This is a genomic window from Methanobacterium sp. (assembly GCF_038562635.1).
In the GTDB taxonomy this organism is placed as follows: Archaea; Methanobacteriota; Methanobacteria; order Methanobacteriales; family Methanobacteriaceae; genus Methanobacterium_D.
This window is the reverse complement of the sequence record NZ_JBCFBO010000001.1, coordinates 165,058-181,097: the sequence shown is the minus strand read 5'-3', so window position 1 is coordinate 181,097 and position 16,040 is coordinate 165,058. Positions and strand designations below refer to the sequence as shown.

Annotated in this window: 13 protein-coding genes; 7 read left to right on the top strand and 6 right to left on the bottom strand. The window is 33.8% G+C overall.

Features of this window, described 5'->3' with window-relative positions:
* Positions 1-196: 196 nt before the first annotated feature.
* Positions 197-3,103 (bottom strand): excinuclease ABC subunit UvrA, encoded by a 2,907-nt coding sequence (gene uvrA / locus AAGU07_RS00850; RefSeq protein ID WP_342457327.1) that lies wholly within the window; start codon positions 3,101-3,103, stop codon positions 197-199.
* Positions 3,103-5,058, bottom strand: coding sequence for an excinuclease ABC subunit UvrB (gene uvrB / locus AAGU07_RS00845; RefSeq protein WP_342457326.1), 1,956 nt, complete (start codon positions 5,056-5,058; stop codon positions 3,103-3,105). The genes uvrA and uvrB overlap by 1 nt, the downstream gene beginning before the upstream one ends.
* A gap of 600 nt (positions 5,059-5,658) precedes the next feature.
* On the opposite strand from uvrB, the gene AAGU07_RS00840 reads away from it, so the two are divergent.
* The 4 genes from AAGU07_RS00840 to AAGU07_RS00825 all read left to right on the top strand — a co-directional run bounded on the left by AAGU07_RS00840 (position 5,659) and on the right by AAGU07_RS00825 (position 10,315).
* Positions 5,659-6,384 (top strand): DUF169 domain-containing protein, encoded by a 726-nt coding sequence (locus AAGU07_RS00840; protein WP_342457325.1) that lies wholly within the window; start codon positions 5,659-5,661, stop codon positions 6,382-6,384.
* Between the two features lie 71 nt (positions 6,385-6,455).
* Positions 6,456-8,231 (top strand): excinuclease ABC subunit UvrC, encoded by a 1,776-nt coding sequence (gene uvrC, locus AAGU07_RS00835; protein ID WP_342457324.1) that lies wholly within the window; start codon positions 6,456-6,458, stop codon positions 8,229-8,231.
* Between the two features lie 79 nt (positions 8,232-8,310).
* Positions 8,311-9,561, top strand: coding sequence for a methanogen output domain 1-containing protein (locus AAGU07_RS00830; RefSeq protein WP_342457323.1), 1,251 nt, complete (start codon positions 8,311-8,313; stop codon positions 9,559-9,561).
* Between the two features lie 46 nt (positions 9,562-9,607).
* Positions 9,608-10,315 (top strand): ATPase domain-containing protein, encoded by a 708-nt coding sequence (locus AAGU07_RS00825; protein ID WP_342457322.1) that lies wholly within the window; start codon positions 9,608-9,610, stop codon positions 10,313-10,315.
* Between the two features lie 42 nt (positions 10,316-10,357).
* On the opposite strand, the gene AAGU07_RS00820 is transcribed toward AAGU07_RS00825, so the two are convergent.
* From AAGU07_RS00820 to AAGU07_RS00810, 3 genes are all read right to left on the bottom strand, one after another.
* Positions 10,358-10,618 carry a hypothetical protein gene (locus AAGU07_RS00820; protein ID WP_342457321.1) on the bottom strand — a complete coding sequence of 87 codons (261 nt, stop codon included), beginning with the start codon at positions 10,616-10,618 and terminating at the stop codon, positions 10,358-10,360.
* Between the two features lie 271 nt (positions 10,619-10,889).
* Entirely contained in the window at positions 10,890-11,918 is a 1,029-nt protein-coding gene (locus tag AAGU07_RS00815; RefSeq protein WP_342457320.1) for a M42 family metallopeptidase, read from the bottom strand.
* 148 nt (positions 11,919-12,066) lie between these two features.
* Positions 12,067-12,321 carry a hypothetical protein gene (locus tag AAGU07_RS00810; RefSeq protein WP_342457319.1) on the bottom strand — a complete coding sequence of 85 codons (255 nt, stop codon included), beginning with the start codon at positions 12,319-12,321 and terminating at the stop codon, positions 12,067-12,069.
* Between the two features lie 443 nt (positions 12,322-12,764).
* Here AAGU07_RS00810 and AAGU07_RS00805 point away from each other — a divergent pair, with 443 nt between their 5' ends.
* The 3 genes from AAGU07_RS00805 (at position 12,765) to AAGU07_RS00795 (ending at position 14,853) form a co-directional block, all read left to right on the top strand.
* Positions 12,765-13,514 carry a 4-phosphopantoate--beta-alanine ligase gene (locus tag AAGU07_RS00805; RefSeq protein WP_342457318.1) on the top strand — a complete coding sequence of 250 codons (750 nt, stop codon included), beginning with the start codon at positions 12,765-12,767 and terminating at the stop codon, positions 13,512-13,514.
* Between the two features lie 54 nt (positions 13,515-13,568).
* Entirely contained in the window at positions 13,569-14,123 is a 555-nt protein-coding gene (locus tag AAGU07_RS00800) for a nucleoside monophosphate kinase (protein WP_342457317.1), read from the top strand.
* 343 nt (positions 14,124-14,466) lie between these two features.
* Positions 14,467-14,853 (top strand): RNA-binding domain-containing protein, encoded by a 387-nt coding sequence (locus AAGU07_RS00795; protein WP_342457316.1) that lies wholly within the window; start codon positions 14,467-14,469, stop codon positions 14,851-14,853.
* Positions 14,854-15,355: 502 nt separating this feature from the next.
* On the opposite strand, the gene AAGU07_RS00790 is transcribed toward AAGU07_RS00795, so the two are convergent.
* Positions 15,356-16,036: a TIGR00289 family protein gene (locus AAGU07_RS00790; protein ID WP_342457315.1), complete on the bottom strand. Its 681-nt coding sequence runs from the start codon at positions 16,034-16,036 to the stop codon at positions 15,356-15,358.
* Between the last annotated feature and the right edge of the window lie 4 nt (positions 16,037-16,040).

The window sequence follows — 16,040 nt, the reverse complement described above, 5'->3', positions numbered from 1 at the left end:
CCCTTTTCATCACTGCCACGATTTAGTGTTTATATTAGAATCTTTCATTAATAAAACTAATAGTTTTAATAGGTTATTATACGATTTTAACCAAATCATACAAACTTATAAGCCAAAAAAAGAAGTTTGAGATGAAATAAATAAGTTAAAAAAAGTAAATTTACTTTTTAAATATTCTATAAACTACAGATTAAATTTACTTGTTACCCGAAGACCCCTCTGAAATTACATCATCGCCTGATTCAATAGAAGAAATTAGTGGTTTCTCATTTAAAATCTTATTTAAAAATTCTCCTGTATATGTGCCACTTAATGCAACTTCTTCAGGAGTACCTTCTGCAATAACAAGACCTCCCTCATCCCCTCCTTCGGGGCCCAGGTCTATAATATAATCTGCTGTTTTTATAACGTCCAGATTATGTTCTATGACCAGGACTGTGTTCCCAGAATCCCTTAATCTACCAAGAACCTGGAGAAGCTTTTTAATATCTGCAAAGTGAAGTCCTGTGGTTGGTTCGTCAAGTATATAAAGTGTTTTACCAGTGCTTTGCCGGCTTAACTCTTTTGAAAGTTTCACACGCTGGGCTTCCCCACCTGAAAGTGTTGTTGCGGGCTGCCCAAGTTTAATATAACCAAGCCCAACATCATCAAGGGTTTGAAGTTTTTTCTGTATACGTGGAACATTTCTGAAGAATTGGAGTGCCTCTTCAACTGTCATATCCAGCACATCTGCAATGTTTTTACCTTTATACCTCACATCCAGAGTTTCCTTGTTGTAACGCTTCCCTTTGCACACTTCACACGGCACATATACATCTGCCAAAAAGTGCATCTCAATTTTAATTATTCCATCACCACTGCATGCCTCGCATCGTCCGCCTTTTACATTGAAACTGAACCTACCGGGTTTATAACCTCTCTTTTTAGATGCAAGAGTTTCAGCAAATATTTCCCGGATATATGTAAATACGCCGGTGTAAGTAGCTGGATTCGACCTAGGAGTACGTCCAATTGGGGATTGGTCAATTATAATTACCTTGTCAATATTAGAAACCCCTGTGATCTCATCATGTTTTCCTGTAGTTATAGGCTTTCTATTAAATTCCCCATAAAGACCTTTATAAAGCACATCATTTACGAGAGTACTTTTTCCAGAGCCAGAAACCCCAGTAACACATGTAAACACTCCAAGAGGTATTTTTACATCTATATTTTTTAGGTTATTCTGTCTTGCACCTTTTACAGTAATGAACTTCCCGTTAGGTTTTGTACGCTCTTTTGGAAAGTCTATAGTCTCATTTCTAGATAGATATTTTCCAGTTATAGAGTCAGGATTATTCATTATTTCCAGTGGCGTTCCAGTTGCAGTTACCCTTCCACCATGCTCACCTGCTCCAGGACCTATATCTACAACATAGTCTGCAGAGAGTATAGTTTCTTCATCGTGTTCTACAACAATCAGAGTATTTCCAATATCCCTCAATTTTTTCAACGTTTCAATAAGTCGAGTATTGTCCCTCTGGTGCAGTCCAATACTTGGTTCATCGAGTATATAAAGAACTCCCACCAGACCAGAGCCTATTTGTGTTGCAAGACGAATTCTCTGGGCTTCCCCTCCAGAAAGTGTACCAGAAGACCTATCCAATGTAATATAATCAAGCCCAACATCAGATAGAAATCTTAAACGTTCCCTTATCTCTTTTAGGATTTCTTTTCCAATGAAATGCTGCATTTTGGTAAGTTCAAGCTCTTCAAAGAATTTATATGACTCTTTTATAGGCATTGCCACAACTGCAGATATAGTCCTGTCACCTACTGTAACAGATCTGCTTTCAGGGCGTAACCTTGTACCATTACATGCAGGGCACTTCCTATCACTCATAAACTGTCCTATGTAACTTCTCATGTAATTTGATTTGGTATCCATAAATAGACGTTCCATTCTCTTTACTGCACCTTCAAATTTCCGTTTTACATGGTGTACTCTACCTTTTCGTCTAAATGTAAAATCAATTCTTTCAGATGACCCGTAAAGAACTATGTTCTGGTATTTTTTGGGTAGTTCGTCAAAGGGAATGTCCATGCTAAACCCATAGTGGTCTGCAACTGCTTCAAGCATCTGGTGGTAGTAATTATCCTTGTTCTTGGATTTACTCCATGGAAGAATTGCCCCTTCTTCAAGTGATAAACTACTATCAGGGACTACTAAGTCTGTATCTATCTCCATTTTACTTCCAAGCCCATTACACTCTGGACATGCCCCGTGAGGGTTGTTAAATGAAAATGTCCGGGGACTTATTTCTTCAAAGTTTATATTACAGTCCGTACACGCAAAGTGCTCGCTGAACACTTTTTCTTCCTTTTCACCATCTTTTTCGTAGAGCGCTACTATTAATCCTTCGCCAAGCTCAAGAGCAGTTTCAACTGAATCGGCAAGCCGCCTTTTAAAATCAACATCGTATCTTATAACTAACCTGTCTACAACGACTTCAACGGTGTGTTTTTTGTTCTTGTCAAGATCAATATTTTCATCCAGACTTAATATATCACCGTCAACCCTTACTCTTACAAATCCCTTTTTTTGGAGGTCTTCGAACATTTTCTGATGTTCCCCTTTCCTGTCTTTAACAACAGGAGCCATGATCTGTACTTTAGTCTTTTCTTCTTCTTTGTAGATATTATCAACTATCTGACCCGAAGTTTGCTGAGATATAGGTTTTCCACAGTTGTAGCAGTGTGGAATACCAATCCGTGCATATAAAAGCCTTAAATAATCATATATCTCTGTTACTGTCCCTACTGTTGATCTAGGATTTACTTTAGTGGTTTTCTGGTCAATGGATATAGCAGGCGAAAGCCCTTCTATATAATCAACTTCAGGTTTTTTCATCTGCCCTAAAAATTGCCTCGCATAAGCTGAAAGAGATTCTACATATCTCCTCTGCCCTTCAGCATAAATTGTATCAAATGCAAGGGATGATTTTCCAGAACCGCTGAGTCCTGTAATTACAACAAATTTATCCCTTGGTAGTGTAACATCTATATTTTTAAGATTGTGTTCCCTTGCACCCTTTATGGTTATATTATCTTTCTTTGTATTCATTACTTCGAAACCCCTTCTAGAATGCTGATTTTATCTCTAAGCTTTGCAGCTTTTTCAAAATCAAGTTTCTTTGCTGCCAATGTCATTTCATGCTCTAAATCTTTAATAAGTAAGCGAAGTTCATCTTTTGGCATGCTTTCAATATCATCTATTAATTCAATTTTATCTTTTTTCTCTTTTTCCTTAATGGATCTTACCACAGTTTTTGGTGTTATATTGTGCTTTTTATTATATTCAATCTGCAGTTTTCTCCTATTGTTAGTAATTCTAACTGCCGATTCTACAGATTTTGTGATTTCATCAGCATATATAACTACTTCTCCTTCTACGTTCCTTGCTGCCCGCCCTATTGTCTGGATAAGTGATGTTTCAGAACGGAGAAATCCTTCTTTATCTGCATCAAGAATTCCGATTAAAGATACCTCTGGAAGGTCCAGTCCTTCCCTGAGTAAGTTTACTCCCACAAGACAGTCGAATTCACCACGTCTGAGGTCATCGATAATTTCAATACGTTCCAGCGTACTTATTTCTGAGTGGAGGTACCTTACTTTAACTCCAATTTTTGCATAATAATCTGTAAGGTCTTCTGCCATTTTTTTAGTTAATGTAGTTACCAGTATTCTCTGATTTTTCTTAATCCTTTTTTGAACTTCCCCTAAAAGGTGATCTACCTGCCCTTTAACTGGTTTGATTATCACCTTTGGATCAATGAGCCCTGTAGGTCTTATAATCTGTTCTACAGTATTCTGACTTTTTGCGAGTTCATAATTTGCAGGAGTTGCAGAAACATAAATCACCTGATTCATTATACTTTCAAACTCCTCAAAATTGAGCGGGCGATTTTCACGAGCCGATGGAAGCCTGAATCCATAATTTACAAGTGAATCCTTACGTGCACGATCTCCAGCATACATCCCACCAATTTGAGGCACTGTAACGTGAGATTCATCAATTATAGTTAAAAAATTCTCCGGAAAATATTTTATAAGTGTGTGAGGCATACTGCCCCATTTTCTGCCGCTTAAATGCAGCGAATAATTTTCAACTCCAGGACAATATCCCATTTCCTGAAGCATTTCCATGTCAAACCTTGTTCTCTGTTCAAGGCGTTGTGCTTCCAGTAATTTATTTTGAGACCTTAAAATAGTTAACCTATCTTCCAGTTCGGTTTCAATTCCGTTTAATGCCTTCTGCATTTTACTATCAGAAATAACAAAGTGCTTTGCAGGAAATATGGTTATTCTATCGATTTTTTTAGCTGCATTTCCCCTCAAAGGGTCTATATAAGATATTCCATCTATCTCATCTCCAAAAAGTTCTATCCTTACAGGAAGTGACCCGTGAACTGGAAATATCTCTATAACATCTCCCCTAGCTCTAAATTTCCCCCTTGTAAAATCTATATCATTTCTTTCATACTGGATATGGACGAGTTTTGATAATATTTCCTCTCGTTCCATCGTTTCTCCAACTCTCATATGCAGCAAGTGATCTCCATAGTCCTCAGGAGATCCAATACCATATATACATGAGACACTTGAAACTACTATCACATCATCCCTTGAAAGCAGTGATTGTGTTGCTGAGTGTCTCATCTGGTCTATTTCGTCATTTATACTGGCTTCCTTATCTATAAAAGTGTCTGTATGGGGGATATATGCTTCTGGCTGGTAGTAGTCATAATAACTTACAAAATATTCCACAGCATTTTCAGGGAAAAATTCTTTAAATTCTTCATAAAGCTGTGCAGCAAGTGTTTTATTGTGTGACATGACCAATGTGGGTTTATTTACTTCTTTAATCACATTTGCCATGGTAAATGTTTTTCCGGATCCTGTAACTCCAAGTAATGTTTGATGCTTTAATCCATCATTTATACCATTTACAAGCGAATTTATTGCTTTTGGCTGATCTCCCAATGGTTTATAATTTGAATTGAGTTTAAATCCTGTCATTTCTCTTTCCTCTATTTAAAAAGGGTATTTTAACATTTTTCTAAAATCTTTTGATAGTTTAAGTTTTATATTGATATAAAATAGGTTTTGAGTAAGAGCATTAGAAAAGTAATAGGTGCCCTGAATGTCATTTTGGAGCTGTAACACAAAGCCGTCTCTGATACTTAAATCACCTTATAAGTATTTTAATTTCTGATTTATTCGTTTTAATCTATTTAATATTGTTTTATTATTAGATACTTGCCTAAATCTTTTTATTTCTCTTTCCTCTTTTTTGAAAAAAAGATAACTTTTATATATATTATTATAACTTATAAGAAAATAACTTTATTAATATTGGGAAGTATGATATAAATAATTGATGGTATAACGAAGGTTGAAGAAAATACTACGTATTTTCTGAACCCAAAAAAACAAGTTTTTTGAGGTTGAGAAAAATGTTGTGCATTTTTCTAAATCCCAAAATATTTTCAATATTTTTGGAGTTGAAGGAAAATCTATGATTTTTCCAAACAGCGTAAATTATAAATTTATGAGGTGGTTAAAACGGGAAATAGTTCTATAAAAAAAATTGGAGAGAGTCTTAAAATTGGTGGAAAATTGAGTACAAGCCCTTTAGCTGTTTATAGTTCTGAAACGATCCCTGAAGGGGCAGTACCAATGTGTTCTCTTGATCGTTGTGTTGCTAAAGCCATAATGTTAACATCTATAAATGAAAATCAACCTCCACTATATATTGGGAAAGATACACTTAGGGGCTGTTGCCCTGGTTCAATGACATATCTTGGATTTACCAAACCTCTTGAATTTATTAAATATTTTGTTTCTACTGGAAGTGAAAAATTTAGGAACGGCGAAGCAGAATATCTTAAAGCTGGACCTGAGTATGTTGAAGGATTTTTAGAATCCATTGGGGAAATAAAACCACTTGGGAAATATCTTATAATACAGAGATGTGAAGATATAAAAAATAATATTGATGTTAAATCAATCATCTGCTTTGGTAATGGAGAACAAATAAGAAATTTAAGCAGTATTATACACTTTAGAACTAAAAACCCATTTAATGCGATTAGTATGGCTTTTGGTCCTTCATGTGCGACTTTTGTTACTTACCCTGCAGGAATGGCTGAAAAGGTCCCAAAAGATACTGCATTTGTGGGCCCTGTAGACCCAACTGGAAATGTATGGTTCCCTCCAGAATACATGGTTATTGGCATACCATTAAAAATTGCAGAAGGGATGCATGAAGATTTGAATAATTCCTTCGCTGTAAAAAGGCCGCAAGTTGCTTCACCTAAAACAAGAGATAATATAATTTCTTAAAATAACACTTAAAATCAGTGTTTCTTTTTTTATTAAATTCAAAGACCACGAAAAATACAAGAGGCGATTAAATGTCAAATCGTTGCAGTAACCCTGATAATTTGCCTGATAGACCCGGTGTATATATAATGAGAAATATTGATGACGATGTAATCTACGTTGGAAAGGCTAAATCATTAATTAAAAGAGTCAAATCTTATTTCAGCAGATCAGAATTACCTTTAAAAACAAAATTACTCATGAGTCATTTTCATAACTTAGAGTATATTATAACAGATACAGAAAAAGAAGCACTTATTCTGGAATCCAATCTCATAAAAAAGTACAAACCAAAATATAACATTCGATTAAAGGATGACAAAAGATATCCCTACATTAAAATAACCAACGAAAAGTTCCCAAGGATTCTAATTACAAGAAATGTTAGAGATGATGGTGCATTTTACTACGGGCCATTTACAGATGTCGGATCCGTAAGAAGAATGGTCAAATCGTTAAAAGCTATTTTTAAAATAAGGGCCTGCAGGAAAATGGACGGCCCATGTCTCAACTATCAAATTCATCTTTGCAGTGCTCCATGCGGAGGCAAAATAACTGAAACATCTTACAATGAAATCGTGGAGAAAATTAACCTGTTCTTTGAGGGCAAATATAATAAAATAATTGATATGTTAAATGAAATGATGACAGAAGCTGCAGAAAACCATGAATTCGAAAAGGCCGCAGTACTGCGGGATCAAATTTTATCTGTAGACAGCATCCTTGAAAAACAGAAAATAGAATTTGATAGAGGCCTTGAACAAGATGTAATTGCCTGTTCATACGATGAAAAATTAGCTTGTGTAGTTGTATTTTCCATAAGAGACGGTAAAATTATCGGAAAAGACGATTTCTTAATGAGTGGAACTGAAGGCACATTACCTGATAAAATCCTTTCAGCATTTCTAAAACAGTACTATATGAGCCCAAGACATGTACCGTCAGAAATTATTATACAGTACAAACCTGATGAAAAGGATCTAATTGAAGAATGGTTGTCTTCCAACCAAGAGTATGAAGTAGCTCTTAGAACTCCTCAAAATGTAACAGAAACCCGTTTAGTTCAGATGGTCGCTAAAAATGCAGAAATAATTAAGAATCAGGAAAAAGAAGTAAGAAATACTTTGCTGGATCTTAAAAAATATATTAGACTTCCCAAAATTCCAAGACATATTGAATGTTTTGATATTTCCAATATCAGCGGCAAACATGCAGTGGGATCGATGGTTGTTTTTGAAGACGGCATGCCTAAAAAAAGTAAATATCGAAAATTTAAAGTAGACATTCCTGGTCCTGATGATTATGCCATGATGAAAGATGTTTTAAGCAGAAGGTACAGCAGGATCGCCACTGGAGATAATGATAAAAAACCAGATCTTATCATAGTAGATGGAGGAAAAGGACAGCTCAACGTGGCAGTAGATGTTTTAAAATCAGTTAATTTAGATGATATACCTGCTATTGGGTTAGCTAAAGAATTTGAGCATGTATTTGTCCCAAATAATTCAAGCCCTATAATTTTACCTAGAAATTCTGAAGCATTACATCTCCTGCAGAGAATAAGAGATGAAGCACATAGATTTGCAGTTACTTACCATAAAAAACTTAGATCTCGCGAATTGAAGTATTCTATGCTCGACGGGATAAAAGGAGTGGGAGAAAAACGGAAAATAAAACTGCTTAAACATTTTGGTGACATTAACAGCATAAAAAATGCCAGTGTTGAGGAGATAGCAAGTGTTGAAAGCATAAATAAAAACCTGGCATTTACTATCTACAAACATCTGCACAAAAGCAGCGCCGCTTAATATGAATCTTGTAAAACTGATTATGATTAAAAATAAAAGGCAATATTAATATATTTAAAGCAGTAAAGTAGTAAGCATTATGCAGTCTTTTAAAATTCTTGTTGTTGAAGATGAAAGTATTGTAGCCATGGATATCAAACACAGGCTGGAAAATATGGGTTATATCGTGCCTGCAATCACGTCTTCAGGTGAGGAAGCAGTAGAGAAAGCTTCGGAAACTAATCCTGATCTAGTACTTATGGATATTGTACTAAAGGGAGAGATGGACGGTATTGATGCTGCTCAACAAATAAAAGATAATCTTGACATCCCTGTTGTATATTTAACAGCATATTCAGATGAAAGAACTCTTAAAAGAGCTAAAATAACTGGCCCTTTTGGTTACATCATTAAACCCTTTGAAGATAGAGAGCTGCACAGTGCCATTGAAGTTGCGCTCTACAAGTATGAAATGGAAAGTAAATTAAAAGAAAATGAAAAATGGCTTTCAACAACTCTTGAAAGTATTGGTGATGCCGTAATTACCACTGATAAAGATGGGTATATCACATTCATGAACCCTATTGCTCAAAAGATAACCGAATGGAAACAGGATGAAGCTTTAGGAAAACCATTGGAAAGCATTTTTAAAATTATTAATGAAGAAACTGGCAATCCTGTAGAAAGTCCCGTTACTGAAGTGCTTCAAAAAGGCTCTATAACAGGTATGAAAGACCACACTATTTTGATAACTAAAAATGGGAGACAAATACCAATTAATGATACAAGTTCCCCTATTAAAGATGATAAAAATAATATAAATGGTATTGTACTTATATTTCAGGATATAACCGAACGTAAAAATGCTGAAAAAGAAAAAGAACAGCTTTTAAAAGAAAAAGCTAGAGGTGAACTTTTCGGTTTTCTTTTAAGTGCTATGCCTGTATTTGCATCAAATATACCTCCCCAGATAAGAAATAATATTGCAAAAAGTTTTTCAGACCGTTTTGAAATAAATATGAAACCAAAGTTTGAAGAAGGTACACCCAATTTAAATGAAAATATCTTAAATTATTATACTAAATGGATAAAAGGATTTCTATCAAATCTAGGTATTGAAGCAGAGGCTACATTAGAAAATCACCAAAATTATCTTAAATTTTCAAATTGTCCCTGGGAAAAAGAAGCAGAATACAGTCCTATGTTCTGCATGATATGTAGAATAATTATATTACGTAGTTTTACATGGACATCTATTAAAGGCAATGTGGAACAGATATCATGCATGGCTGAAGGTTCAAATAAATGTACATTTGAATTTATACTGGCCAAAGACCATATACTTAAATAATGAAGTTAACTTATTTTATTTATATAGAGTTAAAGGAGATATAACATTGGAAAGAGTAAAAACAGGCATATCAGTATTAGATCACATTACCGGCGGATTTCCGGCAAGTAGGACTATGCTTCTTACAGGGGATGCAGGTTCCGGAAAAACAATATTTGGACTTCATTTTGCAAAAAACAGCTGTGATCAAGGACTTAAAACAGCATACATAACTACAGAAGAAGATGCTCATGATCTTAATACGCAGGGTAACTCTTTCAACTGGAATTTAGAAAAATTCCAGGAAAACGGTCTTTTAAATTTCATTGAACTGGCAGGAGCCAGAGCCAAGGTAACTGAGGCCGCAATGAGTATAGATATTGGTACTATGAAGGGCAACTTCGCTAAAATTCTACAAAATATTCCTGAAGATATTGAAGTCATTATTTTAGACAGCCTTGGAAGTTACACCGCTAAGTTAACACCTTACGAATTCAGAGACCGCTTCGATCTGCTGGTATATGAACTGAAAAAGAGGGACATTACTGCACTTGTGATACTTGACAGTGCTACTTCCCATGAATTCAATGAACTGGCATTATTTTCAGTTTATGGAGCTATAAAACTTATGAAACGTGAAAATCCATACACTGGCCGTAGAGAAAGAGTAATGGATATCGTAAAAATGAGGAGTACTAAAACACCTACTCAATTCATGACCTATGAAATAAATTCAAATGGAATTGAAATATTATCCAGTTCAGAACCTAAATAGGCACAGTTATATCCAATTTACATTACCATTCTACTTTTTTAATTACTCCTCTTCTCCATAATTTAAAAATGCGAGCCTAACATCAATCAAAGCTTCGCATACCGCCATATCCGTTATAGATTTTAACAACAACTCCATAGCTTCATCTTGCTCCTTACTCCATTTATCCCCATATAAAGGTTTAAATAATTTCTTTAAAACAGCAAGCGCCTCTTCTTTATTTTTAGTTAGATGTTCTTCCAGTTCTTTATTTCCTTCTTCAAATTCTTTTAAATCTATATCATTATGTTCATGCTCTACCAACTTAACCACCTATTCCATCAATAGTTTGCTAGCAGTAACTTGAAAATAGGTTACAACACGCTATAAACTATATTTATTAAATTTCTATTCAAATATGAAAGATTATATTTGATACAAACTAAATGAAGTTATTAGATTCAAAATATGATATATAAAGCCAAATTTTAATAATTCCCAGAAAAAGGTTTTTATACTTTAATTCTATTTCTAATTGGTTTAAAAACAAATTTGTGTTTAAAAAATAAAATAATTAAACTATAACGTTTAATTTTTAAGCATTTTCAAGTGCAGCTACCAGTAATTTTATAGTGTTTTCAACATCATCAAGATCTACGACTTCAACTGGTGTGTGAATATACCTTGTTGGAGCTGATAAAACACCTGTAGGAATTCCTTCCCTTGTAAGGTGAATTGCTGTTGCGTCTGTAGTACCGCCTTCACTTACTTCAAGCTGATATGGAATTTCTTCTCTTTCCGCTGCTTCAATAAGGAGCTTTTTGACTTTAGGGTGGGTTATTATACCTCTTCCACTGGCATCAGTTAAAATTATAGCAGGTCCGCCTCCAAGTTTTGCAGGGGCTTCATCTTCCTTAATTCCGGGGTGGTCTCCAGATATTGTAACATCTAAAGCTATAGCTAAATCAGGATTTATTTTAAATGCTGAAGTTTTTGCTCCTTTAAGTCCAACTTCTTCCTGTACAGTTCCAACAGCATATATAGTAGCGTCGCTTTTAATCCTTTTCATAACTTCAATAAGCACTAAACAACCTACCCTATTATCAAATGCTTTCCCTGCAACAATAGAACCTCTAAGTGTGGAAAATTCGCGTTTGATTGTTACTACATCTCCAACATTGACTATTTTTTCTGCTTCTTCTTTGTCCTTTGCCCCGATGTCTATAAACATATTTTCATATTCAACAGCCTTTTTTCTCTCTGCTGCTTTCATCCTGTGGGGTGGTTTTGAACCTAAAACCCCCAGAACTTTCCCGTTATCTGTGTGGATGTAAACTTCCTGATTTAGAAGCATCTGGTCATTTATTCCCCCAATTTTAGAGAATTTAATGAACCCTTCTTTGTCAATGTGCCTTACCATTAAACCGATTTCATCCATATGGGCTGCAAGCATTATCTTTTTCCCATTTTCCTTCCCTTTTTTAACCATTATGAGGTTACCAAGATTATCGGTTTCGATTTCGTCCACATGGTCTTTTACTTCATCTGTTATAATTTCTCGAATATTTTCTTCAAAACCGGATACTCCAGCTGCATTTGATAATTTTTCTAATATATCTTTCATATAAACGCCTCAAAAAACTTTGTTTTATGGGTTCAGGAAATTCAGAATGAATTTCGGGGCATCAAAAATTGTAGATTTTTGAATATTCCGAAAATTTCAGAGGAAATTTTCCTCAACCTCAAATTTTTTTAAACTTCCTATTTTTAATTTATCTTGATAGTGATTTAATTAAAATTAATAATCCAATAATTACAACTAAAATTGGGCCTGCCTGCTGTTTTATAAATTCCATAGGAATGTATCCCATGTTTATAGCATACCAAATTAAACCAGCCACAATAACAAGGATACTTAGATAAACACCCCACTTGTTAACTCTGCTTTTTTTTGTTTCTCTTCCCTCAGGTCTTCCAATTGGTTCATTATTATTATCTGGCCTGTTTATTTCTATTCTTTCTTTCATGTTATCCCCGTATTATTTATATCATACTGGTTAAAAATATCTTTGCATTAAAACAGTTCCTGTAATCAGTTTTAATTTCTTTTAAATATGTTTCATATAGGACTTACTAGTTTAAATATTTAATTAAGGCCATATTATAAACAGAAAAGCCGTAATTAAAAGTTTTATGAAAATTAATTAACAGGAAAAACCTGGAACGCATTTCAATTAATTACCTTAAACTCTGAGGCTATAAGTATGTGTTTATACATAGTTAATGTAACAAAAAATTAGGAATATAGATCTTTTTAACTATCTTATAAAATCATATCTGGGTTAATAGAAGTATTGGTAATTATACAGACATTTGAATATTAAATAAATATCTATACTTTATTAATATAATAAAATAGTCAGGATATAGAATTTTTACTGATTAATTAAATTTTACAGGACTAATTAATATGATACCAAAAAGCCATCCAAGATATAAATCTTTACTTTCAAGAGATAAAATTGTAAACGCCTATAAATCTGGAATTTTAGCCGATTCTGGAATGATAGCCCATGGAAGAGGAGAAGCTTTCGATTATTTAATTGGAGAAAAAACAACTGAAACTGCAGAAAAAGCTATAGAAGCAGCAGCTGCAGCTTTAATCCTTGCAAAAAATCCAGTTATATCTGTAAATGGTAACACTACTGCCCTTGTTCCAGAGCATGTTGTAAAATTAGCAGAAGTTTTAGATGCAAAAATTGAGATAAACCTTTTTTACAGAACTCCTGAAAGAGTTAAAACAATCTGGAAATTTTTAAAAGATCAGGGAGCTGGAGAAATTTTAGGTACAGAAAAGGAAGATTTCAAACATATTAAAGGCCTGGATAGTCCAAGGGGAAGCGTCAGCCCTGAAGGTATGTACAAAGCAGATGTAATTTTAGTTCCACTGGAAGATGGTGACAGAACAGAAGCACTGGTAAAAGAAGGTAAATATGTAATAGCTATAGACTTAAATCCATTATCACGGACAGCTAAAACCTCATCATTAACTATAGTCGACAATATTACAAGAACAATGCCGTGTCTTACCCGTAAAGTAAATAAACTTAAGGCTAAGAACCCAGATGAACTAAAAAAACTGATAGATAATTTTAACAATATTAATAACCTTAAAGAATCATTGAGGATTATGTTAAATTCCATTAATGAATTTGAATAACGATGAAATTTCAAAACAATGGACTTATCACTGAAATCATTAAAGAGTGAGATCATGCAGGTAATAGGAGTAACAGGACTACCAGGATCAGGTAAGAGCATCGTAGCAAGAGTTGCAAAGAGTATGAATGTCAATATAATACGAATGGGCGATGTTATAAGAGATGAAGCAGTAAAAAGAAACGCTGAGATTGGGGAAACTGCAGTTAAACTACGTGAAGAGTATGGTGACTATGTAGTTGCAGAAAGATGTGTAGAACTGATTAAAGAGCATTCAAAAGATGAAACTGCAGAATGTGAATTAAAATTTATAATTGAAGGTATAAGAAGCCCGTATGAAGTAAAAATATTTAAGAAAAATTTTAAAACATTTAAAATTATTGCTATTCATTCCAGCCCTAAAACACGTTTTAACAGGTTAAAAAGAAGAAAAAGAGAAGATGATTCCAGTAATGTGGCAGAATTCAAAAAAAGGGACGATAGAGAACTTAAATTTGGAATAGGTAATGTTATAGCCACATCAGATTATATGATAGTAAATGAAGGGCCAGTCTGGAAGTTTAAAAATTCAATACGCAGCATATTAAAAAATGAGGTTAAAAAACACTGATTAAAAATCTCTCAAAAATTCTATGAATTTTTGGAGCTCGAAAATCATAGATTTTCGAAAGCTTTGATTTTTAATCGTGATTTTTACACCGAAAATCGAAGATTTTCGAGGTTAAAAAAACATTAAGCAAAAATTTACAATTTTTATAAAATACTATGTATTTTCTAACCGGAGGAAACTAAGTTTCCCCGGCCCCGAAAACTGAGTTTTCGAGGGCTCCCAAAAAATTCTATGAATTTTTTGAGGATTTTGCTTGTGTTTTTTACATGCAAAAGCCGTAGGTTTTTGAGTGTTAAGACTAAAAAATCTAAAAATTAATTCACGCCAGCAGGAGTTTATAAAAATGAACTGTAAGATATATGCTAAGACTGAATTGAATCCCACAGAAGATATTGACAAAGTCACCAAAACTTTAAAAAACATGTTTGATTATGATGATATGGAAATAGGAGAAAATTATATCCTTGTATCTGGTGAAGAAGAATCAATTACAAATTTACGTAAGGAACTCAGGGAAAGGAAAATCAGAAGTGTTGCCAGGAAAATGATGTTAAAAGGAATTAGTGCAAATAAAATTCATTTCAAATTAAGTAAACAGGCAGCATTCGTTGGGGTTCCAAATTTTGTAGAAGATGATCTATCTCCACTGGGAGAAATTGACGTTGAAATTGAAACTGATGATGTTCAAAGATTTATAGACTGGATCGCTCCAGAAATTAAAAGTGTCTAAAAATAGATATAAACAATATTAACTTTAAAATAGGGATATTTACATTTTTAAATACAAAAATTTATTTTTCTTCTAATTCAGCTTCTTTAATTAAAAAATAGCCGCTGCCTTTCAACCCTGCAACTCTTCAATTTGGGGTTCAGGATATCAAAGATTTCATTCAACATGCAAAACGAAGTTTCGCAAACATCAAAATTATAAATTTCGAATGCCGTGAATCAAAGCTGGAGAAAAATGTTTACAAAATCTACGATTTTGTAACAACAAACACTTTGTGTTTGCATGCAAAGCATTTTTCTACGCCCAAAAAATCTTCTATTTTTTAAGATCCACATGCTTTTTTCAGAGAAAAAAGCCATCGAACATTTACAATTTTTGAATGTTATCAAATCTTTCAGATTTACAGGCTTCGATTTTTCGCTGCGTCGAATAAAAATAAATTTAGAAAATCTATTTTTAAATTAAAAATCAATATATTTAAAAATTAATAGAACTCATTAATTTATTTATCCTCTAACTCTGCTTTTTTTATTAAAAAGTAACCGCTGTCTCCTTCCCAAATATTTTCTGATTCCATCACTTTAATTTTTTTATTAAAGATAGGACCGTCTAAAACAAGAGTTTCAGCTTCACCGCCTTCAAAGCCAATGTGTATTTTATATTTTTTATTTAGTTCAATAATCTCAAGGAGAGAGTCTTTATCAACTTTTCTACCAAGCCATGATTCATCAAAGCCTTCAGCAGCTACACTTGTTATTATAACCTCAAATCCAAGGTCGAGGATCTCTTCCATGTACTCTGTAGGATCTCTATGCCATAGTGGCGCGCATGATTCAAGCCCTAACTCTTCACAGAGTGCATCTATTCTTGACTTTTGATATACAGAAAAAAGAGCACCTGAATAAATAGCTTCAATTCCTTTATCTTTCAATTCAATTAAAATATTTTTAAGATCTTCTAATTCCTCTTCTTTAATGCCCTTTGTAACCTTTTTAATGAGCTTTATTCCCATTGCTTCAGCTGAAAGTTCTGTAATATGTATATTTGCAACATGGAACATGTACGATGCAGGATTATCAGAAAATACAGAGACAAGATACTCTACCTCATGTCCCTCCTTAAGGGCACTGTATGCTGCCATTGTACTGTCTTTACCCCCTGAAAAAAGAACTGCTGCTTTCATATTC

Coding starts and splice junctions, on each gene's coding strand:
- AAGU07_RS00790 (WP_342457315.1), bottom strand. CDS start 16,036: ATGAAAGCAGCAGTTCTTTTTTCAGGGGGTAAAGACAGTACAATGGCA.
- AAGU07_RS00830 (WP_342457323.1), top strand. CDS start 8,311: ATGCAGTCTTTTAAAATTCTTGTTGTTGAAGATGAAAGTATTGTAGCC.
- AAGU07_RS00815 (WP_342457320.1), bottom strand. CDS start 11,918: ATGAAAGATATATTAGAAAAATTATCAAATGCAGCTGGAGTATCCGGT.
- AAGU07_RS00805 (WP_342457318.1), top strand. CDS start 12,765: ATGATACCAAAAAGCCATCCAAGATATAAATCTTTACTTTCAAGAGAT.
- uvrC (WP_342457324.1), top strand. CDS start 6,456: ATGTCAAATCGTTGCAGTAACCCTGATAATTTGCCTGATAGACCCGGT.
- AAGU07_RS00795 (WP_342457316.1), top strand. CDS start 14,467: ATGAACTGTAAGATATATGCTAAGACTGAATTGAATCCCACAGAAGAT.
- AAGU07_RS00810 (WP_342457319.1), bottom strand. CDS start 12,321: ATGAAAGAAAGAATAGAAATAAACAGGCCAGATAATAATAATGAACCA.
- uvrA (WP_342457327.1), bottom strand. CDS start 3,103: ATGAATACAAAGAAAGATAATATAACCATAAAGGGTGCAAGGGAACAC.
- uvrB (WP_342457326.1), bottom strand. CDS start 5,058: ATGACAGGATTTAAACTCAATTCAAATTATAAACCATTGGGAGATCAG.
- AAGU07_RS00800 (WP_342457317.1), top strand. CDS start 13,569: ATGCAGGTAATAGGAGTAACAGGACTACCAGGATCAGGTAAGAGCATC.